General features: G+C 43.2%; 21 protein-coding genes. 8 read left to right on the top strand and 13 right to left on the bottom strand.

From position 1 onward, the window contains the following. Positions 1-5: 5 nt before the first annotated feature. Complete coding sequence (locus tag FHW89_RS09475; RefSeq protein WP_172334784.1) at positions 6-2,297, top strand: GH92 family glycosyl hydrolase; 2,292 nt, start codon at positions 6-8, stop codon at positions 2,295-2,297. 327 nt (positions 2,298-2,624) lie between these two features. Here FHW89_RS09475 and FHW89_RS09470 read toward each other — a convergent pair whose 3' ends face one another. After that, complete coding sequence (locus FHW89_RS09470) at positions 2,625-5,540, bottom strand: glycoside hydrolase family 38 C-terminal domain-containing protein (RefSeq protein WP_172334783.1); 2,916 nt, start codon at positions 5,538-5,540, stop codon at positions 2,625-2,627. 194 nt (positions 5,541-5,734) lie between these two features. On the opposite strand from FHW89_RS09470, the gene FHW89_RS09465 reads away from it, so the two are divergent. Next, the gene (locus tag FHW89_RS09465) at positions 5,735-6,127 is read left to right on the top strand and encodes a hypothetical protein (protein ID WP_172334782.1); all 393 of its coding nucleotides are present in this window, start codon (positions 5,735-5,737) and stop codon (positions 6,125-6,127) included. Positions 6,128-6,186: 59 nt separating this feature from the next. Here FHW89_RS09465 and FHW89_RS09460 read toward each other — a convergent pair whose 3' ends face one another. After that, complete coding sequence (locus tag FHW89_RS09460) at positions 6,187-8,511, bottom strand: family 20 glycosylhydrolase (protein ID WP_172334781.1); 2,325 nt, start codon at positions 8,509-8,511, stop codon at positions 6,187-6,189. 208 nt (positions 8,512-8,719) lie between these two features. Between FHW89_RS09460 and FHW89_RS09455 the strand changes: the two genes are divergently transcribed. Continuing rightward, positions 8,720-9,088: a nuclear transport factor 2 family protein gene (locus FHW89_RS09455; RefSeq protein WP_172334780.1), complete on the top strand. Its 369-nt coding sequence runs from the start codon at positions 8,720-8,722 to the stop codon at positions 9,086-9,088. A gap of 102 nt (positions 9,089-9,190) precedes the next feature. Here the strand turns inward: FHW89_RS09455 and FHW89_RS09450 are convergent, their stop codons facing one another. Continuing rightward, positions 9,191-10,015, bottom strand: coding sequence for a hypothetical protein (locus FHW89_RS09450; RefSeq protein ID WP_172334779.1), 825 nt, complete (start codon positions 10,013-10,015; stop codon positions 9,191-9,193). Positions 10,016-10,158: 143 nt separating this feature from the next. On the opposite strand from FHW89_RS09450, the gene FHW89_RS09445 reads away from it, so the two are divergent. The 4 genes from FHW89_RS09445 to FHW89_RS09430 all read left to right on the top strand — a co-directional run bounded on the left by FHW89_RS09445 (position 10,159) and on the right by FHW89_RS09430 (position 13,867). Further along, the gene (locus FHW89_RS09445; RefSeq protein ID WP_172334778.1) at positions 10,159-10,563 is read left to right on the top strand and encodes an EVE domain-containing protein; all 405 of its coding nucleotides are present in this window, start codon (positions 10,159-10,161) and stop codon (positions 10,561-10,563) included. Next, on the top strand, positions 10,563-11,717 hold the full coding sequence (locus FHW89_RS09440) for a carbohydrate-binding family 9-like protein (protein WP_172334777.1): 1,155 nt from the start codon (positions 10,563-10,565) through the stop codon (positions 11,715-11,717). The genes FHW89_RS09445 and FHW89_RS09440 overlap by 1 nt, the downstream gene beginning before the upstream one ends. Then, on the top strand, positions 11,714-12,796 hold the full coding sequence (locus tag FHW89_RS09435) for a family 10 glycosylhydrolase (protein WP_172334776.1): 1,083 nt from the start codon (positions 11,714-11,716) through the stop codon (positions 12,794-12,796). Before FHW89_RS09440 ends, FHW89_RS09435 begins: the two co-directional genes overlap by 4 nt. 87 nt (positions 12,797-12,883) lie before the next feature. Beyond that, positions 12,884-13,867 (top strand): aldo/keto reductase, encoded by a 984-nt coding sequence (locus tag FHW89_RS09430; RefSeq protein ID WP_172334775.1) that lies wholly within the window; start codon positions 12,884-12,886, stop codon positions 13,865-13,867. Positions 13,868-13,994: 127 nt separating this feature from the next. On the opposite strand, the gene FHW89_RS09425 is transcribed toward FHW89_RS09430, so the two are convergent. The 10 genes from FHW89_RS09425 to FHW89_RS09380 all read right to left on the bottom strand — a co-directional run bounded on the left by FHW89_RS09425 (position 13,995) and on the right by FHW89_RS09380 (position 21,269). Next, on the bottom strand, positions 13,995-14,444 hold the full coding sequence (locus FHW89_RS09425) for a MarR family winged helix-turn-helix transcriptional regulator (protein ID WP_172334774.1): 450 nt from the start codon (positions 14,442-14,444) through the stop codon (positions 13,995-13,997). 84 nt (positions 14,445-14,528) lie between these two features. After that, a complete protein-coding gene (locus FHW89_RS09420) occupies positions 14,529-14,705 on the bottom strand; it encodes a DUF5522 domain-containing protein (RefSeq protein ID WP_172334773.1) in 177 nt (58 codons plus the stop codon). 361 nt (positions 14,706-15,066) lie between these two features. Beyond that, positions 15,067-16,002: an MBL fold metallo-hydrolase gene (locus FHW89_RS09415; protein WP_172334772.1), complete on the bottom strand. Its 936-nt coding sequence runs from the start codon at positions 16,000-16,002 to the stop codon at positions 15,067-15,069. Between the two features lie 82 nt (positions 16,003-16,084). Next, entirely contained in the window at positions 16,085-16,729 is a 645-nt protein-coding gene (gene coaE, locus FHW89_RS09410; protein ID WP_253952202.1) for a dephospho-CoA kinase, read from the bottom strand. A 78-nt stretch (positions 16,730-16,807) separates the two neighbouring features. Beyond that, entirely contained in the window at positions 16,808-17,755 is a 948-nt protein-coding gene (locus FHW89_RS09405) for a YbbR-like domain-containing protein (RefSeq protein ID WP_172334771.1), read from the bottom strand. Between the two features lie 174 nt (positions 17,756-17,929). Continuing rightward, positions 17,930-18,259 (bottom strand): preprotein translocase subunit YajC, encoded by a 330-nt coding sequence (gene yajC, locus FHW89_RS09400; RefSeq protein WP_172334770.1) that lies wholly within the window; start codon positions 18,257-18,259, stop codon positions 17,930-17,932. A 15-nt stretch (positions 18,260-18,274) separates the two neighbouring features. Then, complete coding sequence (locus FHW89_RS09395; RefSeq protein ID WP_172334769.1) at positions 18,275-18,733, bottom strand: DUF1573 domain-containing protein; 459 nt, start codon at positions 18,731-18,733, stop codon at positions 18,275-18,277. 11 nt (positions 18,734-18,744) lie between these two features. Then, positions 18,745-19,692 (bottom strand): transcription antitermination protein NusB, encoded by a 948-nt coding sequence (locus tag FHW89_RS09390; RefSeq protein WP_172334768.1) that lies wholly within the window; start codon positions 19,690-19,692, stop codon positions 18,745-18,747. A gap of 41 nt (positions 19,693-19,733) precedes the next feature. After that, complete coding sequence (locus FHW89_RS09385; protein WP_172334767.1) at positions 19,734-20,819, bottom strand: Glu/Leu/Phe/Val dehydrogenase; 1,086 nt, start codon at positions 20,817-20,819, stop codon at positions 19,734-19,736. 210 nt (positions 20,820-21,029) lie between these two features. Further along, on the bottom strand, positions 21,030-21,269 hold the full coding sequence (locus tag FHW89_RS09380; protein WP_172334766.1) for a hypothetical protein: 240 nt from the start codon (positions 21,267-21,269) through the stop codon (positions 21,030-21,032). A gap of 358 nt (positions 21,270-21,627) precedes the next feature. On the opposite strand from FHW89_RS09380, the gene FHW89_RS09375 reads away from it, so the two are divergent. After that, positions 21,628-23,415: an ABC transporter ATP-binding protein gene (locus tag FHW89_RS09375; RefSeq protein WP_172334765.1), complete on the top strand. Its 1,788-nt coding sequence runs from the start codon at positions 21,628-21,630 to the stop codon at positions 23,413-23,415. Positions 23,416-23,419: the final 4 nt, after the last annotated feature.

Below are 23,419 nucleotides of genomic sequence, written 5' to 3'. Positions count from 1 at the left end.
ATAACATGAAACATTTATTCACTGCTTTTTTATTGGGTACGGCTTCTATAGCCAGTGCGCAAACACATCCGGCAGAAAAACTGGTACAATACGTTAACCCCATTATAGGTACGCAACGTATGGGGCATACTTATCCCGGAGCTACCGTGCCTTTTGGTATGGTGCAGCTAAGTCCCGAAACGGATACGGCCAGCTATGAGCTTAACGGTCACTATAACCCAGATGTGTATAAATACTGCGCCGGTTATCAGTATGATGATAAAACCATTGTAGGTTTTAGTCATACCCATTTTAGTGGTACAGGGCACTCCGATCTGGGCGATTTCCTGATCATGCCTACTGTTGGGCCGCTAAAATTGAATCCGGGTACTGCGGATAAACCAGGAAGCGGCTACCGCTCTGCTTTTTCGCATCAGAACGAAGTTACCGAGGCTAATTATTACAAAGTAAAGCTGGATGCCAGCAACATTATTGCCGAGATGACCACCACCACTAGGGTGGGCTTTCATCAATATACTTTCCCCAAATCAGATCAATCGCACATTATTCTTGACCTGATGGCGGGCATCTATAATTACCCTGACAAAAATGTGTGGACCTACCTCAAGGTATTGAACGACTCTACCGTAGTAGGTTATCGCCAAACCAATGGCTGGGCGCGTACCCGTTCGCTGTATTTTGCCATGAGTTTCTCTAAACCGTTCTTTCAGCATGGTTTCAAGAAATATGATAAACGCGAAGTTTACGGAGGTTTCTGGGGTAAGTTCAATCAAACCAAAAACTTCCCCGAAATAGCTGGTCGTCAGATCAGGAGCTACTTTGATTTTAAAACCGAAGAAGGTGAAAAGATCAAGATCAAATTTGCTATATCGCCGGTAAGTACGGATGGAGCGCTCAATAACATGCGTACCGAACTACCAGGCTGGAATTTTGATAAGGTAAAAAACGATGGACAGCAACAATGGGAGCAGGAACTGCACAAAATTGTGATCCAAGGCAGCAAAGAGACTAAAGAAAACTTTTATACCTCCATGTACCACGCCATGATTAACCCAACCATTTATATGGATGCGGACGGTCAGTACGAAGGGCTTGATAAGAATGTGCATAAGGCGGATGGTTTTACCAACTACACCACCTTCTCTATGTGGGATACCTACCGTGCTTTGCACCCGCTGTTCAATATTATTGATCCTAAGCGCAATGCGGATATGGTACAATCTATGATGGCGCACTTTGATCAAAGTCCGGAAAGGATGCTGCCTATATGGTCAAACTCAGGCAACGAAAACTGGTGCATGAGCGGCTACCACAGCGTAACAGTACTTGCTGATGCTGTTGTAAAGGGTAATGCTCCGTTTGATGCCAACAAGGCACTGGATGCCTGCGTGGCTACTGCCCGTCACCGCAATTATGAGGGAATAGGGGAGTATATGGACAGAGGCTATATTCCGGATGAAAAAAGCGGCGTATCGGTATCTTCAACCCTGGAGTACGCTTTTGACGACTGGGCTATCGCGCAGATGGCCAAAAAGCTGAACCGTAATGATATTTACGAGGAGTTTATCAAACGCTCACAGAACTATAAGAATGTGTATGATCCAAAATCGGGTTTCATGCGTCCTAAACTGGCTGATGGCACCTTCCGCCAAAAGTTTGACGCTTTGAGCACCATCAACGAAGGTTTTATTGAAGGCAACTCCTGGAATTATACGCTGTTTGCTCCGCAGGATCCGGAAGGCTTGATCAAGCTGATGGGTGGTAATAAACGCTTTGTCGGTTACCTCGATTCGTTGTTCACCATGAATTTGCCCGATAAATATTTTGCCGAAACAGAGGACATTACCCGCGACGGTATCATCGGTAACTACGTACATGGTAACGAGCCGTCGCACCATGTAGCTTATTTATACAACTGGACAGACAAGCCCTGGAAAACGCAGGAGCGCATCCGGATGATACTGCCACGCATGTACAAACCAACACCAGATGGTTTAGGCGGTAATGATGACACCGGCCAGATGAGCGCCTGGTACATCTTCAGCTCACTGGGTTTTTACCCGGTAGCGCCGGGTTCTGATCAGTATTCAACCGGTAGCCCGGCTGTGAATGGTGCGGTGATCAATTTGGATAATGGTAAAACATTTACCATCAACGTTAAAAATCAAAGCCCTAAAAATGTATACGTGCAAAAAATGGAGTTGAACGGTAAAGTACTTAACAGTCTTTTCATCAGTCACGCCGATATTATGAATGGTGGCGAGATCACTTACTATATGGGATCAAAACATAAATAACACCAGAGATTTTGCTATAAAAAAAGAGGCTGATCATCATCATGATCAGCCTCTTTTTTATTTGATCTATCCGGATACTCAGTTACGGATTGATGTATAGTTTGGGATGAGATGGACAGAATTAACCAAAAAGTGGGTTTACATGGTTTACACTTTTTATGGTTTACATTTGTTTATTTAATTGATAATCAAATAATTAAATATATTTTATCGTCAAAAAGTGGGTTTACATGTAAACCCACTTTTTGTATAAATATGACCAGCTCAATTTTAACTTATAGCTGGTTCAACACTATTGTTGCTAATTGATGTCACTTGCAGGTATGATCACTTATCTACCCTTACACTTATTACGCCTTTAGCCGGGATCGTAAAACGATTACCTAATTCTTTCAGCTTTTCCTCCATCAAATTACTTTCCCAAACTTTAATAGCGGGTACTGTATTCGGGGTGATAGCTGCTTCAATATCGATATCGCCGCTGTTTACCAGTTGGGCTATTACGCCTAAACCATCATCAGTTGGTTTGATGGCTTCTACGTAGATATTATCGCCGCCGATCTTAAAGAACAGGCCTTTTTCCGGCGCGCCAGTGGTAGTAGATACAACCAGGGGTTGATGATTGTCCAACCCGGTTTGATTGGCTTTAAAGCTGTTAAAATCGCCTTCATGGGCTTGTATGAAATAGTGGAAAGTGGCCTTGCCTTCCTGATCCGCGCGGAAATTGGTATGCCACAAATTATTCATCACCCAGGAATACAATACCGGTGATTGCGGGGTGAACGAAAGCCATTGCGGTGCATGATGTAAACCACCCAGCAAGTTGCCGGTAGTAATATTACCTATCTCAAATAAAGGCGCGTCAGGGCTCGACCAAGTAATGCCGTAAGCGCTGTTAGATACATCAACCCAGCGCTGCATGGTAAACCAGTTGTGGTTGGCATAAGGTAGCTGATCGGCCTCGGCACGGGCGCTGCCCCATGGAATGCTGTAACGAACCTGTGCTCCCGGTACATTGAAAGGAAATGCAAAATGCACGCTCTCCTTGCGCCTGATAGCTGTTTTATCTATCGTATTGATGAGTTCTACCTGATCTAAACCGCTTACCAATCTTACTTCGCGGAGGATACCCTGGGTGCCGGGTGCATCCGAAGTAATGAGCATGCTTACTACCAGCGGCCCATTTTCTTTGATGCTAATGTGGGTATTGGAGCTGCTTACGAGTTTCTTTAATGAATCGCCCGGCATATACATATATTGGTTTAGTCCGGCAGAATCAGCGGCAACATAGTTACGACCGGTTGTGCCTTTATTAAGTTTAATAATATTTCCGCTTGTGGCATCCACGGCAACGGTATAAATGCCATTGCTTAAACTATTGCCGGTGATCTTAGCTTTGCCATTGCTGAATGCTTTACCCGCATTAACGGTATATATGCTTTTACCCAGCGCCGGTACATCATTCGCTACAAAAGCCAGTTCACCACTGCTTAAGCGTTGGGATGGGATCTTTTTACCTGTGGCATCTTTAACTAGGTCGCCGGTTTTGCTGAGGCTGGCGGGTACGTAAACTACGTCTGTGCGAAGCCAGTTAGTAGTGTTGTATATATCGATGGCGTTAGTTGGTGTTGCAGCAGGTTTTAAGGCTTCGGTCATCAGTGAATCTACTTGTTTATCGGCACGCAGTGCATAGCCTTGTTTTAAGTTCCATTCACTTTTTACCTTTTCGTTATCGGGTTCGCCTACGCTGTTATAGGCTCCCCAGGTATGTTCGTTGTACAGCAAAAGGTTTTTCCAGGTATCGTCAAAAGCGTCAGCAGGATAGACCGCTTTGTTACGAATGGCCCAGATGGCCCCGGTTTGCTTCAACCTGTCGGATGTTACACGGCTCAAAGCGGTTTCGCGTGCTGCCGATGACACACCGTCGGTCCAGTATTCGGTGTAATCGCCTGTAAAAGAAGGGATATCATTTTTGTACTGTTTTTCCAGGTCGTTAAAAAACTGTTTTACCGAAGTGATCACCAATTTGGGCGAAGTATAATGCTCGTTCCATGCTTTTACAGCATCCGGCAGTTCCGGGTCGATGGGGGCATTATCGCTCATGGCCCAGGTGAGTATGGTCATGTTATACGGAAAATTATTCTGCTCCAGGCCGCCCAGGTATTGGAAAAGGTAGGGGTTCAGGAAGTTTTCTTCGGGGTGACCGGTATAATAAGGTTTAGGATCATCAATAGTAAAAAAGTTAGGAGTTTTATCGCCTTTGAGCTGATAACCAATAGAGTAGGGCTGGCATTGCCAGAACAGCAGTTTTTGTTTGCCCGATGGCGATAACCAGTAAAAAGGCTTATCCTGCCATTTGGCCAGGTTGCCGATCCGGTCAGACGCGTTAGGACCTGATAAAAAGTAGTGGATACCGGTTTGCTCGGCCTGAGCTGCTAATCCCCATGAAGCTCCCGGTACATCACCCTGGAACATGGTATGGATCTCGATGCCCTGCTCGCGTGCCAGTTTTTGCGATTTTGCAAACATCTGCATCAGTTGACGGGAATCGGTCATGCTGGTATTGATATTGCCGTAGGCTCCATCCAGGTTGATCCAGCCCTTTTTTACGGCATTCCAAAAGCGAGCCTTCTTTTCGGTGCTGGCTTGTTTCAGGTAATTATCCACTACCCATATAGCTTCGGTTGTCCATTTATAACGGGCCTCGACAGGATAGTTCTGTGTTTTTTCGGCCAGGTTGATAGACTCATCAATGTTGTCCATATGCAATTTAAGCACCTTGGCCTGTGTGTTGGTATAGCCAATGTCAACATGTGAGTGCGGCAGCACATAAACCGTCCAGTTATCACGAGCCGGTTCAACAATACAACGGGCCGGATAGGTTTGACCGCCATAGGTTAGGGTAACAGTAGCCTGGGTAGCGATTTTTATAGCAGGGCCAGGCAGGGGTACCTCAAAAACATCCAATCCGGTGGTGCTGGCCGGTATGCTGATATGATCTGAATGCCCATTAAATGAAACCGACAAGCTGCCTGCATGATAACTTTTGCCATTTCTGAAAAGCAGGCGCGCCATACGTCTGTTTTCGCCATGATACTTTACATAAGCCACCGTAGGCTGCAGGGTTATGGAGGTAAAAGCAGGTTGAGCTTTTTGACCATAAACACCTGTAGCCACGTTGCTCAGTAAAAACAGAATAGTGATAAGGCAGAAGCTTTTTATACCGGATTGTCGTCTTTTCATTATGATGCAAATAGTTAAAATTTAACGGGATAATTAAATATGTTATAATGTACAAACATATAATATAAAATGGATTTATCAAGACATTTCAATAGTATTAATCCTTTAGCTTTTTATATCGTCAAACGAAAAGCCCCCTAAGCGAGTTGATCCTTTAGAAAAGCCATTTTACCAAACCATAATCTACCTAAATCATGAAAAAGCATTTATTTGTCCTGCTCCTTGGCTTTACGACCATGGGAGCGTTTGCTCAAGCCCATAAATTAACTATCTATAGTTCTTTTGATGAGCGGTATTGTGTAGTGCAATATCCTAACTATGACAAGCTTTATCCCGATAGCATAAAGACCGCCGTCATGATCGATTACAAAGAAAAATATAAAGTTGTTTTCCCCAATACCTTAATTTTAAGAATGAACCAGGACGGCTGGAAATTAGTATCCGTAATTGTAAAACCGACTACCTTTAGCGGATCTAATGGATTTGCTAATATATATTCTACAACTGAATATTTAATGAGCAAAGAAATTTTGTTGGATGATGCCGCTGTGAATTTATATCTGCAAAATTTAAGCAAGCTAAAATAAAGGTTATAAAAAAAGCGGTGCATTATTCAATAATGCACCGCTTTTTTTATCGAACGAAATTAATTAAACAACATACCCGGCATAATTTCTTTTTTGCCAGCTGAGCCCGGTGCTGCTATAAAAACACGCAGCGGAGTTTGCCTAACCCGGTATGCTCCCGGTACAACTGCAGGTGCGTTGTAAATATATTTTACTTTAATAATGTGGAAACCTTTTGCCAATAGAAGGGCAGGCTCACTTTCGGTTATTTTTTCACCATCAATAAATACCTGGGTATCGGTGTATGATGCTGTGCTGAAATTGTAGGCACCATCGGCAGGGATGTTGATATAGCCGCTGTACACCGCGCCAAAATTGGGGTTATCTTTTTTGAAAGTTTCGGCGTTTAAACGATCCGTAACGGCCGAATCCGGAGCACTGGCATAATCCAGCTGCTCGGGTGTGGTAAATTTACTTTTGATGAGTTTATAGCTTAGGCCGGGTTTATTGGCGGTATAGTTTGCCGCAGGCATCAGTGCCCGGTTATACATCAATATTCGGGTAGCTATACTACGGCGACCGGTTGGTGTGATTACGCGCGTTTTAAACTCACGCTTTTCATTGGGCGGTACTATAATAGTTACGGGCGAAGAGTATTCCCAATCGGTATCCAGTGGATCGCGGCCGTTATAGGTAATGAAGATCCGGGCTCCGGGTACTACAGATTTGGGGGCGAAGGTAAACTTATCACCAAAAACCATGGTATCGATAACAGGCAGGGCTGTAGGTACACGGTAATTGTAATGCATGGCCTCTAAGCGTGCGAAATGTTTGGCCAGTCGTACTTCCGAAAAATTGGTATAGTCTTTATTTTTAGGCAGGCTCCAGGCTACTTCTGAAAGGGCAAACAATCGTGGCAATATCTGGTATTGCAATTTGGCCACGGTAGGTACATACTCCGTCCACAGGTTGCCCTGTGTGCCTATCACATATTTTTGTTCATCGGCTGTTAATTCTTTGGATACGGGATCGTAATTATAAGTTTCGTCCAGGGCCGCATAACGGCCAAACGAAACTGGCTCCTGTGGCGATCCGCTTTGGTAATGATCAAAGTAGTTGCCGGTTGTTTGCGGTGTCATGATCACATTGTGTTTTTGATGGGCTGCGGCGATACCTCCGGCCTCACCCGTCCAGCTCATTACGGTAGCGTTTGGGGCCAGACCGCCTTCCAGTATCTCATCCCAGCCAATAATACTGCGGCCTTTGGAATTCAGGAACTTTTCGATGCGTTGTATAAAATAGCTTTGCAGTTCGTGCTCATCCTTCAGGCCTTTTTCCTTGATCAGTGCCTGGCAAAAAGCCGATTCTTTCCAGGGCTGTTTGCCAGCCTCGTCGCCACCAATGTGGATATATTTGCTTGGAAAAAGTGCCATCACCTCGGTCAGCACATTCTCCAGGAAAGTAAAAGTTTCTTCGGTAGGGCAGTAAATATTGTTGATGTCGCGAGCCGGGATCTTGCTATCAGCAGGCGACTCGCATCTGAGTTCGGGATAGGCACGTAAAGCAGCCTCGGAATGCGCGGGCATTTCAATTTCAGGAATTACGTTGATATAACGCTGTGCCGCGAATTTCACCACATCACGGATATCATCCTGGGTATAAAAACCGCCATATGATAATGAATCGGGCCAGTCGCGATTACTGCCAAAGGATGTTTGCAGCCTGTATGCACCTACCTGGGTTAACTTGGGATATTTTTTGATCTCGATACGCCAGCCCTGGCCATCCACCAGATGCCAATGAAAATTATTTAGCTTATAAGCGGCCATCAGTTCGATCACCTTTTTTACTTGTGGCACAGTAAAAAAGTGACGCGATACATCCAGCATCATACCCCGGTAGCCAAATCTGGGGCTGTCTTCAATAGTCACACAGTTGAATTTTTCGGTACCCGAAGTTTCTACCGGGAATAACTGCATCAGTGTTTGAATGCCGTAAAACATGCCGGCATCTTTACCAATAATGATTATGCGGTGCGGGGTAATGGTTAGTTTATAGCCTTCTTTAGGCAGCGCTGCTGATCCTTTAGCGGTTAGTACGAGCGTGGTGCCTTTGGTTGATTTTACCTTAGGGTTGTATTTAGATAGCTTGTTATTGAAGTGCCGGCTATTCAGCAGGAAATCTTTCAGGAAAGCGACGTTTCTGTCTTTGATATTGTCTGCCTTGATCTGTGTTAACTGGCTGAACACAAAAGTGCCCTGGGATTTAGTTATAGAAGCAGGCGCGGGAATGATCCCCAAATGAGGGTCATCGGTTGGCGTTTGTGCCTTTACCTGGCTTGTCAGGATCAGGCAACTGAAAATAGTAAGCAGGAACTTTAGTCGTGGAGTGTAGTTTGGATTCATGATAAAGGTAAAATGATGAATAACCCGGATTGTTCTGTGCTAAAATACTTTATAATAATTTAATCATCAGCATAATGATGGATGTAACAAATTATTGACAATCTAAAATTTAGCAAAAGGTAACTTAAAGTTAAAATGGTGGTTTGTGGTTTTGCATAGAATATTAATAACTTTAACATCAGGAACCACCAATTAAAAACATCCAATTATGAACACACAGGAAGTAGCTAATGCATTAGTACAGTTTTGCCGCGAGGGTAAAAATTTTGAGGCCATGAATGAGCTTTATGCCGATGATATAGTGAGCCAGGAGCAGGAAGGCGGGTATCAGGAATTTACAAGGGGCAAAGAAGCTGTATTGGAAAAATCAAAACAATGGCATGAATCCGTGGAAGAAATACATGGCGGCACCATTTCTGACCCGATAGTAACCGGAAACTTTTTTGCCGTTACCATGGAGATGGACATCACCTTTAAGGGAATGGGTAGGGTTAATATGCAGGAGATATGCGTATATGAAGTGAAAGATGGTAAAATTGTGTATGAAAGATTTTTTTATACTGTACCCGGACAATAACCAAATTAACCAATTATAAAGCTAAAACCCCGAGACACCTGTCCCGGGGTTTTTTGTTGGAGTTTTTTATGCTAATGAAATTTGCTCTTTTGCTACCTGCTTTTACCTGTAAGTAATTTCTCTTTTGAAAAGTCTGTCGAGTTGCCTTTCCTTTTTACCATTGGGTTTTAGCGTAGTTTTATATATTTTTTGTTCAATCCAATTACCGGTTTTATCGTACCGGTATTCGAATTCGTAAAGATTTACCGAGCCATTTAAATTTTTTGTACTAGAGCTAAGAACATCATTGTATTGATTGTAATTGCTTTTGTCCTCACTAGAGGTAATCACATCAAAACGAATCTTTGATGTGTCGGAAGTAACTTTAGTCCCATCATTTTTGAATACAGAGATAACCACCGTGTTTTTATCATAATTATATTCAGCTGTCTCTTTTCCGGTTGGGTTATTATTGGCATCAAAAAGAACCAATTCCGTAGGATCGCCTTTGCTGTTATTAACTATTTTTACAACATCAATGATCTTTCCATTTGCGGTACTATCGATGGTCCCTGTCAGAAAGCCGTGCTCATCGTATTGATTACTGGCGATTTCCTTGCCGCGGCCATATTTTAACCATCTTTCAAATATCCGTGAGCGTTTAAGGTGCCTGGTGGTATCATTGATATAGGTGAGTTTGGCTGTGAGTATCCCATCCTGGGTGTACCGTTCCTCGGTCAATAGCATTCCGGCGACATCAAATACTTTTATATTTTTTGCTGTCTCCGTATGGCTGGGCGAATAAAAGGTGTTTTCCTCAATGATCTGCTTTGGTTTCCCAAATTTATATTCGCGGCTATCATTCATATGCAAAGCCGTATAAAGACTTTGTGAGTAACAAATTGTTGAAACAGAAAGTAACAATAGTAATACTATAGATTTTGTCATGTATCAAATTTAAGCAATAATTTATCTAATGTATGCTACCATTCAAATTTCTTGCGCTTCCATGTTTTTACAAAACGCTGTTTTAGTTTATCGGTGTATTTTAACATCTTTACAGGTACAAAACATATAATTCAAAAATATCTATGCAATACTGGTTAGTCAAATCGGAACCCGTAAAATACAGTTGGGAAAAGTTTAATAAAGATGGACGTACTTTTTGGGATGGTGTGCGTAATTATCAGGCACGTAATAATTTACGATTGATGAAAGAAGGCGACCTGGTATTGTTTTATCATAGTAACGATGGCAAGGCTGTAGTAGGTATAGCCAAAGTGGTGAAAGAGTTTTACCAGGATCCTACTACTTCAGACCCTAACTGGGTGGTGGTTGATCTGTCGCCGGTTGAAACCTTGAAGAACCCGGTAACCCTGGAAACCATTAAGGCCGATGAACAACTAAAAGATGTGGGCCTGGTTAGGCAGGGCCGTCTTTCGGTAATGGGTTTAAAGCGCGAAGAATTTGACCGTATATTAGAACTGGGCAGTTAATGGAAACCCATATCGTTAACTTCAACTTATTTAAAAGCCGTCGTAAAATGATGGCTTTTACTGTTTTTGTGATGCTGATGCCCTGGCAGCTTAAGGCCCAGGATGTTTTTAAAGGCTATGAAAGCCTGTTTACCGTTCCGGAGGGTTATGTTGTAAAACATACCGCAAAGGCCCCGGTAATTGATGGGGATGTTGATGAGCCCATATGGCAACAAGCCAAATGGACAAACGATTTTGTAGATATTGAAGGCAACCTGAAACCCAAACCACCATTGCAAACCAATGTGAAAATGCTTTGGGATGATAGCTGCCTGTACATAGCTGCCCGCTTGTATGATCCGCATGTGTGGGCCAAACTCAAAAAGCACGATGAGGTGATTTTCATGGATAACGATTTTGAGCTGTTTGTTGACCCCTTGAATACCGGGCATCAGTATTACGAAATAGAGGTTAATGCGCTGAATACTATTTTCGACTTATTCTTGTCAAAACCATACCGTAATCGTGGTGCCGCCATATCGGGTTGGGATGCCCCGGGTTTGCGTACGGCTGTAAAAATACGTGGTACACTCAATGACGCGAGTGACACAGACCAGGGCTGGACGGTTGAAATGGCCATTCCCTATAAAGCGCTTAACCCGGGTTTCAGAAGAGTAGTGCCACAAAATGGAACGCTATGGCGGATCAATTTTTCGCGGGTTGAGTATGATACAAACATCCGGAATGGCCAATACGTGAAGGTAAAAGATGCCACTTCGGGCCGTGACCTGCCCGAGCATAACTGGGTATGGTCGGCCCAGGGTTTAATCAATATGCATTACCCCGAACGCTGGGGATACCTGCTGTTCAGTGATCATCAGGCCGATGATGTGGTATTTGAAATGCCCTACACCGAACTGCAAAAACAATATCTATGGCTGGTTTATTACAAGCAAAAAGAGTGGCAAAGGCAAAACCATAGTTATGCGCAATCATTAAAAGAATTGGGATTGGAAAGTAGTTATAACATTTTAAAAAAATTTAATAACTTACAACTCGAAGCTACTAAACACCAGTTTATGGCTTTAATTACCGATGAGGAAAATAAAATAACTTATACCATTAATCAGGATGGATTTGTTGAACCTTTAACCACCAATCACCAAACGCCATGAACAAGCGCGAATTTTTAAAAGCCGGTTTAGTAGCTACCGTCGCATCTCAATTACCTGTAAAAAGCCAGGCAAAAGAACCTGTTGCTGTCAATAAGAAAAAGGCCATGAAAAATTGGATCTGGATCAATCCTAACCTAAAGGATACGGACGAGGATCTGAAAACCAATTACGCGGCCTACAAAGCAGCAGGCATTACCGGGATATTTTTTGAGAACGACAGCGAAAGACACTTCCGTGCCGCGAAAGCCGCGGGTATCGAGGCTCATCGCTGGATATGGACTTTTAACCGTGCCGAAAGAGTGGCTGATCATCCGGAATGGTACAGCAAAAGCCGTAACGGTGATTCCTGTGCCGATAAACCGCCATATGTACAGTATTATCGCTGGCTTTGCCCTTCGCGCCCCGAGGTTCAGGAGTATTTAACCAGTACCGTTAACGAGATATTGACCAAGGATTATGTTGATGGCATCCACCTGGATTATGTGCGTTATTGTGATGTGATACTCCCTGTAAACCTGTGGGATAAATACAAAATTGAACAAACCAAAGAACTACCCGAATACGATTTTTGCTATTGCGAAGTTTGCCAGGCCAAATTCAAAGAGCAATACGGCAATGATATTAAAGCTATTCAATATCCCGATGCCAGTCTGTCCTGGCGCTTGTTCAGGTATGGTAATATCATCAGGGTGGTGAATGCGATATCGGCAGTGGCCCATCAGCATAAAAAACCAATCACGGCGGCTGTTTTCCCAACGCCGGAAGTGGCACGCCGTAATGTGCGGCAAGACTGGACAAATTTTAAGCTCGATGGCGTTTGCCCGATGATATATCACGGCTTTTATAAAGAAAGCGTAAGCTGGATAGGTGATGCCGTTGCAGAAGGTATCCATGTACTCGATGGTAAGTTTCCACTGTACGCCGGTCTGTATCTTTCTGATTTTAATAATGATGAAGAAGTGCGCTCCGGTATTCAATATGCTTTAAAAAATGGAGCTTCGGGAGTATCCTTCTTTGGCCGGGTTACGCCATCAGTATTGGATATATTGAAGCAGGAGAGCGCGGCATTTAAAGCATAAATTAAAGAACGTTTCGATAATACTATTTATAAAGCCGTTTTGTTTATCAGAACGGCTTTGTAATTTTACAGCATAGCAATCTATACCATGAACTACAGAGATTTTAAAGGCACAGCCATTGCCGAAGTTGGATTAGGCACCTGGCAATTGGGCAGCGCCGACTGGGGCAATGTGAACGAATATGAAGCCATCAATATACTAAAAGCTTATACCGATGCCGGCGGCAATTTTCTGGATACGGCCGATGTATACGGCATGGGTGTGAGTGAAACCGTAATTGGTAAGTTTTTAAAATTGGTTGATCATAAAGTGTATGTAGCAACCAAGCTGGGGCGGCGTGGTGACGAACCAAACGGCTGGCCGCAGAATTTCACTTATGATATGATGAAACGTCAGGTAGAAGATTCGCTGCGCCACCTGGATATTCCCCGCATATTCCTGGAGCAGCTGCATTGCATCCCTACAGAAGAACTGCGTTCGGGAAAAGTGTTTGATCATCTGCGTCAATTGCAGGAACAGGGGCTCATCATGCATTTTGGCGCCAGTGTCGAAACATCCGAGGAAGCACTGATCTGTCTGGAGCAGGAGGGTTTAGCGTCGTTACAGATTATCTTTAACCTATTCAGGCAACACGTGGCCGATGAGTTGTTTGCCAAAGCAGCCGAAAAGGGCGTGGCTATCATCGTGCGCGTACCATTAGCCAGTGGTTTGTTATCGGGTAAATTCACCGCGCAAACGCAGTTTGCCCAAAACGATCACCGTAATTATAATGCCAATGGCGAAGCTTTTAACGCCGGTGAAACATTCTCGGGTATTGAATTTAGCGAAGGTGTAAAACTATCCGATAAAATAAAAAGCTTGCTTCCCGATGACCGGATGCCGCAATGGGCCATTCGTTGGATATTGGATCATCCGGAGGTTACCACTGTAACACCCGGTGCATCTAAAGTAATACAGGTAAACAGTAATGTGGAAGCGGTAAAACTACCCCATTTATCAGCAGAGGCGCATCAGCAGTTAAGGTCGTTGTATGATGCAGAGATTGCGGGTAAAATAAGAGGTCATTTTTAAATATAGCGACTAACTATTAATTAACATTTGTCATTCTGAGCGAAGCGAAGAATCTGTTTTAGTGTATGCAAAGTTTACGAATAGATCCTTCGCTTCGCTCAGGATGACACCTAAAGGGCTTAATCTTTTACCCTCTCAGCTTATCCAAAAGATCACTAAGCACGGCTGCGTCTTCTTCGCTCAGGTTACCTTTCAGAATGTCCTTGGCTTTAAATTCATTATCCATTTTTGATAATATTTGTAAGCCCATCTCAGTGATGCGAATGTCAACAGCACGCCTGTCTTTATTATTGGTACAGCGCGAAACCAATTCTTTTTGGATCAGGCGATCAACTATACGCGACGCGTCAGACATCTTATCAACCATACGTTCTTTCAGCAGGTTAATAGTAGCTGGTTTAGGGTATTGGCCCCTTAGTATCCTGAGGATGTTGAATTGCTGCTGTGTAATATTATATTTATCAAAATATATTCTAAAGTAGTTGCTTAACCAGCCTGCTGTATAGGCAATATTAATGGCTGCTTTATGATAATTATCTTCAAAATTTGTACTTTGTATTTCGTCGTCAATGCGCATAATTGGTAACAATCAATGAGATGCAAATATGTTTAATTAATTCTTAATTTGAGCTAAGCCTATACGTAAGCTGCGGGTGTTTCATTACATCCCGTTTTTATTTATTTCATTTTGAGGATCAGACCCTTCCGGTTTACCGTAATTCCAGGGGCAATGCAGGCATTTATTTTTACAGCAGTAACCCCGCTTTAAGTGGTACTCTTTTGTGAAAACAAAATTGCCGTCCTCATTGATGTAATAATCTATTCCTTCCTGTAGCATTTATTTAAACTGTTTGGCGCAGCCCATTAATAAGCCATACCATATTTAACATTTGCTGCCGCGATAAAACTTTTTAAACCTTAAATTTTAACACTTTTTGGCTCAAAACGGGGTATAAACGGTTCAAAAATGTTCGAAAAAAAACGATTTTAACACTTTTTAACAAACTTCAACACGATTTTGACGCGTTTTGAAAAGTTTAAAAAGTATTAATTGATTGATAGTTAATAGTTTGAAATAAATATTACCCCTTTTTGATCATATTTATGCTTAGCTCAACAATAAGTCGCCTCTGGAAAAGAGCGTTAGGACTATTGCTTAGACAAATTTACTAAAAAAATTGGTAATTATAAGACAAGCTTTAAAGCAGTTTTACAAAAATATCGTTGTTAAAATGTGCTTTCAGGTGGCGGCCATCGCCGTGGAGTGTCCATATTTGCTGGGGTTGGGTGCGGGTTATGGTTTCCAGGATATCGTTCCAGTCCACATGGTCGGATATAAAGAGGGTATCGCGCTGGTTAACCTGCAGGTTTTTCCAGCCCGAGGCAAAAAGCCGGGTTACACCAGTAGCCCTGATATAGCTATCAAACGTAAACGGTGGTACGATATAAACAAATTCATTCTGTACCTTCATCAACTTACGACCATAAATTTGATGCGGCCCCAGTACAACACCCATTTTTTGATAAATAGCATTGATGGGCATAATACGGTGGTGTACCAGTATCTTTTTCTGCGGCGCATAGGTGCTGATCAAGTTAATAAGCCGCTGACTTTTACCCAAACCATAAGCACCCAGCAGAATATTGGTTTTGATAGCATTGATCTTTTGTATCTCGGCAACCGGATCGGGGTGTATCACTTCAGGGTCGGCAAAGGTGCTTTCGGTGATCAGTACATCGGTGGTTACCCATTCAATAGGTTCGCAGGTATCATCGGCCTGTAGCTTATAATCGCCGGTGTACAGGTAGCGTGTTCCTTCGTATTCCATCAGTACCTGTGCCGAGCCCAGCATATGGCCGGCTGGTATCAGCGTAATGGTTATCCTGCCAAGGGTAAAAGGCTGGTTAAAATCTACTATATTAAACACCTTAGCCGCGGTACGATCATACCGCAGCTGCATAATGTTTGCTGTGGCCCGGGTACAATAAACATCGTGGTTGCCGCTTACGGCATGATCGGCATGGCCGTGGGTTATCACCGCTATTTTGGCGGGTAATTTAGGATCCAGATAAAAATCACCGTATTTGCAATACAATCCCTTTTCATCTATCTGTACAAAATCGTCAATTATCATTTATATGGAAGCTTAAATTAGGAGCAAGGATTTATGGAGCAAGGATTTTGTTTTGTCTTTGTTCTAAAAATCATTGTTCCTTCTATCCTTTTTCCTGCTGTGCGGCGAGGGCCAAGTATTGCTCGTGCAAAGCCAGCACCTGCGGGATCACCAGTTGCCTATCGTCATTGATAATTATATCATTGGCCAGTTGTTTCTTTTTTTCTTCGGTAAATTGGCGGGCCTCGCGGCTTTCCACTTCGGTACGGGTAATATGGTCGCGCTGTATAACGCGTGCTATACGGTTTTCCAGCGGGGCAGATACCAGTAAGCTGCGGTCGCACATTTTATAGGAGTCGCTTTCAAACAACAGGGCTGCTTCTTTGATCACATAGGGTGCATCCTTAATATGCAGTATCCAGTTATCAAAAGTCCTGAAAGTTGCCGGATGTACCAACGCGTTCAGTTTTTTGAGTTCGGCCTCGTTATTAAAAACTATACCGGCAATATATTTACGGTTCAGGCTGCCATCTTCAAAGTATGATTCCGGGCCAAAGGTTTGTTTCAGTGCAGCAATCAGTATAGCATCGGTCACCATTACTTTTTTAGCCTCATCGTCGGCATAAAAAACGGGTATGCCCAAAAGTTCAAAAACTTTGGCCACCGTAGTTTTGCCGCTACCTATATTACCTGTTAAACCTATTTTGAGCATTTGGGGAGCAAAGATAAGGGATTTTGTCTGAACCATGATTTTCATGATTAAAGGATTTTGGGATTAAAGATCATGGTAATCCTAAAATCCTTTAATCATGGTTCAGACAAAACCTTATTTCTTAATAATAAAATCAATATTAGCAGGGCTCACCTTTACAATTTTGCAAAATGGGGGTACCCGGGTCAGTTTTACGGGGAGGGTGGTGTAGCCGTGATCGCGCCAGAGGTCAAGATCGGCAGTGGCTTCAAACAGGTCCTCGGTCATGTCGCGATACCTGTTTAACGATGTGGTGAACGTTACCTTAACTCGTTGCGGAAACACCTTAACATTATCGTAATTATGGTTATTGATAAGTTTAACAGGCAGATCGAGCGTTTTTTCGGTAAACTCATCAACCGGGATGATCACCTGTACCGTTTTTGGGTATACATTTAAGTTCCCTTCCTTAACCGCTTGCAGGTTTACACGGGTATTCACGGTTTCGCCCACATCACTCATCTGCAGCGAATCTGTTTTCCAGAGGTTTATTTGTTTTAAACGTTCGGTAGGGCCGCTCACGGTGATGTATGCCGGTTTAATGATCATATTACCCGATACGGCAAATTGTTTGCGGTATTTGATACCCAGCATCAGTTGTACCGGTACTTTTTTTACTAAGCGGTTCGAGAAATCGAAGTATAGCGTATCCGGATCGATGGAAATGATCTGCTGCGTGATATCTTTATTCAGGTTAATCTGTTTGAGCTGTGAATTAAGTACTACATAGTTGCGGTTCTCCAGTGTCGAAAGATCAATAGTAATGGGCTTGCTTTCTTTATTCATGCTCGAAAAAAGCATTTGCCAGCCGGTGCCCTGTACGGTAGCATTCACGGTATCGGGCTGCAGGGAATGAAAAGCGCGTTTCTGCGGAGCGTTTTTATAGGTAAGAACTTCCTGTATGGTGTACGGCTGGGGGGTAGAGAGCGTAGTAAACAACCAGGCCACAACGGCCAGCACCAGGCAGGTAAAAAATGCCGATAAGCGCCTTCGTTCTGTAGCCGATAATTTTACTATTGCCATTCTTTTAGATTAAGGATCAAAGATAAAAAGACAAAAGATTATTTAAGCTGAAAGGATAAAGGCGAAAGGATAGAGGTAAAATACCAATTATCTTTCGCCCTTTTATCTTTTATAGCGGCAAAGAACTTTCAGTCCTTTGTCTTTGCTCCATTGGTCTTTTATCAACAAAAAGCCTTAGCTTTTTACAGCTACCGGAGGAGTGTTTAATGCTTTTGAAGCATCTAACGAGATAGCCGATTTGTCAAAACGGATCTTGCCGTTCTCTACCTCAACTAAAAAGGTGGTCTCGTTCAAATCAATGATACGGCCGTGGATACCGGCAGTAGTAACTACCTTATCTCCTTTTTTTAGTTCCTCAACATATTTCTTTTGATCTTTTTGCTTTTTAACCTGCGGACGGATCATGAAGAAGTAAAACACCACGATGATCAATACCATTGGTATCAACATACCAAAACCTCCGGAACCACCTGCTGGTGCTTGTAATAAAATAGTAGCTATCATTTTTTTAATTAATTGTTATTTTGTTAATACCTCACCAATAAGGTGTACCATAGTTTGTGCCGGTACGGTATTGGCGGTAATGGTTATTTGTTTGTCCTGTAAACCTGTTTTACCGGCACTGTTAAATACCACCTTAATTAAGCCGCTTTCGCCTGGTTTAACCGGGGTTTTAGGCCACTCGGGCGTAGTACAACCGCAGCTGGCAACCGCGTCTGTAATAATCAGCGGCGATTTGCCATCGTTAGTGAATTTAAAATCGTAACTAACTTTATCGCCTTGTTTGATCTTGCCAAAATCATGACTTTCTTTTTCAAACTTCATGACAGGGGCGGTAGCGGCGTTTGCTGTAGTTGCTGCAGGTGTTTTAGTTGCAGAACTATCGGCAGTGCTTGATGCCGCGCCATTGGCGGGTGTTTGGTTACAGGCCGATAATAATACGCCTGCGGTTAATAAGCTTAAAAATAATCGTTTCATCGGTTAAAATATTATTCTATTAGTCCTCGTCCTATTTTTTTGATTTTGTTCTCCCCTTTCAGGTCAATCAAAATCTTGTCTAAGATACCGTTTATAAATGAATTACTTTTAGGTGTACTGAACTCTTTAGAGATCTCCAGATACTCGTTAATAGTTACCTTAACCGGGATGGAAGTGAAGTTAACAAACTCGGTAATAGCCATTTTCATCAACAGGGTATCCATCATGGCAATACGCTCGGGCTCCCAGTTTTGAGTTTTGGCGGCAATGAGCTCCTGGTAAGGTTTATCAAACCGGATGCTTTGTTCAAAAAGATTTACTACAAATTCACGGTCTTCTATCCAGTTGCCGGTAATTTCGGCCAGGTGGTTCTGCTTGGCGTCTTCCGAGGCAAAATTCTTAAAAGTTTTAGCTATCAGAGCCTGTAAAACGTCGCGGTCAACCGGCCAGAAGATAAACTTGTCTTCAAAAACCTGTTCGGCTAATGACGATTTCAGGATCACTTTTTTGAAAATGAATTTGATGATGTCTTTATCGGTATGGATGGTATCATCGGTTTTAGCCAGGTATTCGGCATATTCCGGCGAATTTTTAAGCGTGGTGAACAGCGTTTTGGCCAGTTCGGGCTCAAAGTGCCACTCTACTTTATATTTTTTCAGCGCGATGAGGTAATCGCGGTTATCGTTAAGGGTAACGATAAACCTGTTTTCCAATATTTTACGATTGGCATTCAGGTCTTCGGCAGTTGGTAAATGTTTGTTGGCGCGTTCTTCCGCGTCGTTAGCCGCGTAATTAGCCACTTCCGAAATCAGCGACAGCATCCAGATGTACATTTCAAATACCTGGTCGATGCCGTGCAGCATATTTTTTTCGTATAGCTTGATGTCCTTGGTATCTGACTGATGATACGCGTATAATGCCTGTAATACTTTTACCCGGAGGTGCCTTCTGTTTAACATGTGTAAGAACGATTTGATCTGCCAGCTGGCAGATGGTTAATTTAATAAGACGATTTTACTTTTTTAATATCCTCCATCCGTTTTTCGGCAATTTTATTGGCTGCCTTAACGGTAGAGATTTTTTCTGATTTAGAAAGTTTTAAAATGGTGCGCGTTACCTCGTAAATGTTTTCGGTAAGCTGCAAAGTGCGTTTTTTGCTGAAACTCATCAACTCCGAATAGCAATTGATGATACCACCAGCGTTGATCACATAATCGGGCGCGAATAATATCCCTTTCTCTAAAAGCATAGCCCCGTGTTCGGCTTCATCAAGCAGCTGGTTGTTGGCCGAGCCTGCTATAATACTACATTTAAGTTTATTGATAGTTTGTGTATTAACGGTACCGCCCAAAGCGCATGGTGCATAAATGTCGGCATCGATATCAAATATACTGTTATTAGATACTGCTTCGGCGCCATATCTTTTGGCTATCTGGCCAATGCGTTCTTCCTGGATATCGCTCACATAAACTTTTACATTTTCATCGCGAAGCAAACGTACCAGGTGCTCGCCAACATGGCCAACGCCCTGTACTATAACCGATTTCCCAGTAAGGCTATCGCTGCCGAATTGCTCTTTTACGCAGGCTTTGATGCCCTGAAAAACACCTTGCGCGGCTACCGGTGATGGATCGCCGCTACCACCTAAGCTTTCCGGTATACCGGTAACATGCTCGGTTTCCATACGGATGTACTCCATATCACGCGGACTGGTGCCCACATCTTCAGATGTAATAAATTCGCCGTTCAGGTTTTTTATAAAACGGCCAAACTTACGCATCAATGCTTCGGTTTTATCTTTACGCGAATCACCTATAATAACAGAATAACCGCCGCCCATATTTAAACCTGCGATGGCGCATTTGTAGGTCATGCTTTTTGAAAGGCGTAATACATCGTTCAAAGCATCGGCCTCGGTTCTGTAGCTCCACATGCGGGTACTGCCAAAGGCCGGGCCCAGCGTGGTATCATGAATAGCTATAATGGCTTTTAAACCCGTGTCCGGATCGCTGCAGAATACAACTTTTTTGTGGCCAAAGGCATCGAGCTGATTGAATATGGATTCCGGTTGTTGTTGAACGGGCATTAGTATACGATAGTAAATGTTTTAAGGCGTGGACAAAAGTAGAGGTTTTTTTTATTCTGACAAAGTTTATTAGCGGGGAAGTATAGATGGGGTATTTTTAAACTATAATAACGCGTAATAAGGTGGCTACAAACGGCTGGTACCAGGTGTGGGGCAATAAGAAGTAACGCTTACCCGGTTATACAGCAAAGTAAGCGTTACGAAGTTTGATTAATTGTAACTGCCGCAAACAACTCCCCATTCATTTAATGGCGAACCTGGCCATGGGTTATAGGAGCTAACACAAGCCACAAATGAGCTATATCCATTTGAAAAACCGGCTGAGCAAAAGCGGCTGCAGGATCTTCCGGCATTATCACATACGGCTGATTCGCCGCTACCCGCTCCTTTAATGTTTTTAAGATCGGCACGGTTCAATACTTTTGAACCAAAATTTTGGAAATTCTTCATAATTTTTTGTTTTAAAAATGGTTATAGACTTATCAAATATAAAATAATAACTAACAATTTAAGTATTGTTTGTTTATTGATTAACAGTGGTTTATAAATAATATAGGAGGAGGTGTTGAATTGCAGACATGGGGGAGGCTCTTCCCGGCGAAGCCGAAGAGAGGGCGGTCCGGCGGGGCGTAGACCAGGTGAGTTGATTCTGGATTTAACCGGATCTGATCTGTAGCCATTTTCTTACATCATTCCGACTTTTCCATTCAACCACTCTGCCAACTTTTTAATACTTTTGATTAACCGGATATCAGGCAACGATATCCTCCGGATTTTCCGGCTTCCCGGTTTTCCGGAAAACATAAATATGAAAGACCTTGCTTACCTTAATAAATTCTTTTACAAATATCGCTGGCGGCTGATACCCGGTGTGCTGTTTGTGATCATCTCTAACATTTTCGCGGTGCTGCCGGCACAAGTGATCAGGGTAGCGTTTGACCTGGTGACCGAAAATATTGGCGCCTACCAGCTTTTTGCCGGTTTTAACAGGCAAAACATGATCTATGATATTTTTGGCAGCAGCCTGATGCTTTTTGGTGTATTGGTATTGGTGCTGGCGCTTTTGCGTGGTTTGTTCCTGTTTTTTATGCGGCAAACCATCATCCTGATGTCGAGGCATATCGAGTATGATATGAAAAACGAGATCTATCATCACTATCAAAAACTTTCGCTCGCGTTTTACCGCCGCCACAATACCGGCGACCTCATGAACCGTGTTACCGAAGATGTAAGTCGGGTGCGCATGTACCTGGGGCCAGGCATTATGTATACCGTGAATACGGTGGTGCTGTTTATATTGGTGATATATGCCATGCTTACCGTGAATGTAAGGCTGGCTGTGCTTTCGGTATTGCCGTTGCCCATATTGGCCGGGGTTATCTATTATGTAAACAATGTGATCAATCAGCGCAGCGAGCAGATCCAGGAGCGACTGTCGGCCCTGTCGAGCTTTGTGCAGGAGAATTTCTCGGGCATTCGGGTTATCAAATCATACGTAAGAGAGAGCTTTGTACGTAAGAGTTTTGCCGCCGAGAGCGAAAACTATAAAACACACTCCATGCACCTGGTTAAAGTGCAGGCTGTATTTTATCCAACCATGCTGTTGCTGGTAGGTTTAAGTACGGTGATCACTATTTACGTGGGCGGGGTGGAGGTGATGAAGGGCAACATTACATCGGGTAACATAGCCGAGTTTATTGTTTATCTCAACATGCTTTCCATGCCGGTGATATCATTGGGCTGGGTAACATCGCTTATACAGCGGGCTGCTGCTTCGCAAAAACGTATCAATGAATTTCTGCACGAAAAACCGGATATTATATCGCCTGATCAGCCCGAGCGTACGGTTCAGGGAGCTATCGAGTTTAACCATGTGTCATTTACTTACCCCGATACGGGCATCGAAGCTTTAAAGGATGTGTCGTTCACGGTAGAACCGGGGCAAATGGTAGCCATTATCGGTCGTACAGGGTCAGGGAAATCAACCATTGCCAATCTGGTCATGCGCATGTATGATACTACTGGCGGTGAGATAACCGTCGATGGTACTTCGGTAAAGCAACTGAACCTGGAGAGTTATCGCTCGCAGGTGGGTTTTGTACCGCAGGAAGTTTTCCTGTTTTCGGACACTATTGCCAATAACATCGCTTTTAGCGCCGATGTGCTCAATATGCCGGTTGTAGAACAGGCTGCCAAGGATGCTGCCGTATATGATAATATCATTGAGCTGGAGCAGGGCTTTGAAACCCTGATAGGGGAGCGGGGCGTAACTTTATCAGGTGGCCAAAAGCAGCGGGTGTCCATAGCCCGGGCAATTTTTAAGCATCCGCAGATATTGATCTTTGATGATTGCCTTTCGGCAGTTGATACCCGTACCGAAGAGGCGATATTAAACAACCTGGGGCGGGTAATGCAAAACAAAACCAGCATCATTATAGCCCACCGCATATCAACCATAAAAAATGCCGACAAAATTCTGGTAATGGATAATGGCCAGATTGTTGAACACGGTAACCACGATCACCTGATGCAATTGAAAGGTACCTACTTTGAGTTATACGAAAAACAATTGCTTGAAGAAGAACAAGACGCCTGATTTT

Source organism: Mucilaginibacter sp. SG564 (genome assembly GCF_013149275.1).
Classification (GTDB): domain Bacteria; phylum Bacteroidota; class Bacteroidia; order Sphingobacteriales; family Sphingobacteriaceae; genus Mucilaginibacter.
Note: the sequence above shows the minus strand (reverse complement) of the source record. Positions and strands in the feature narration are given on the sequence as shown.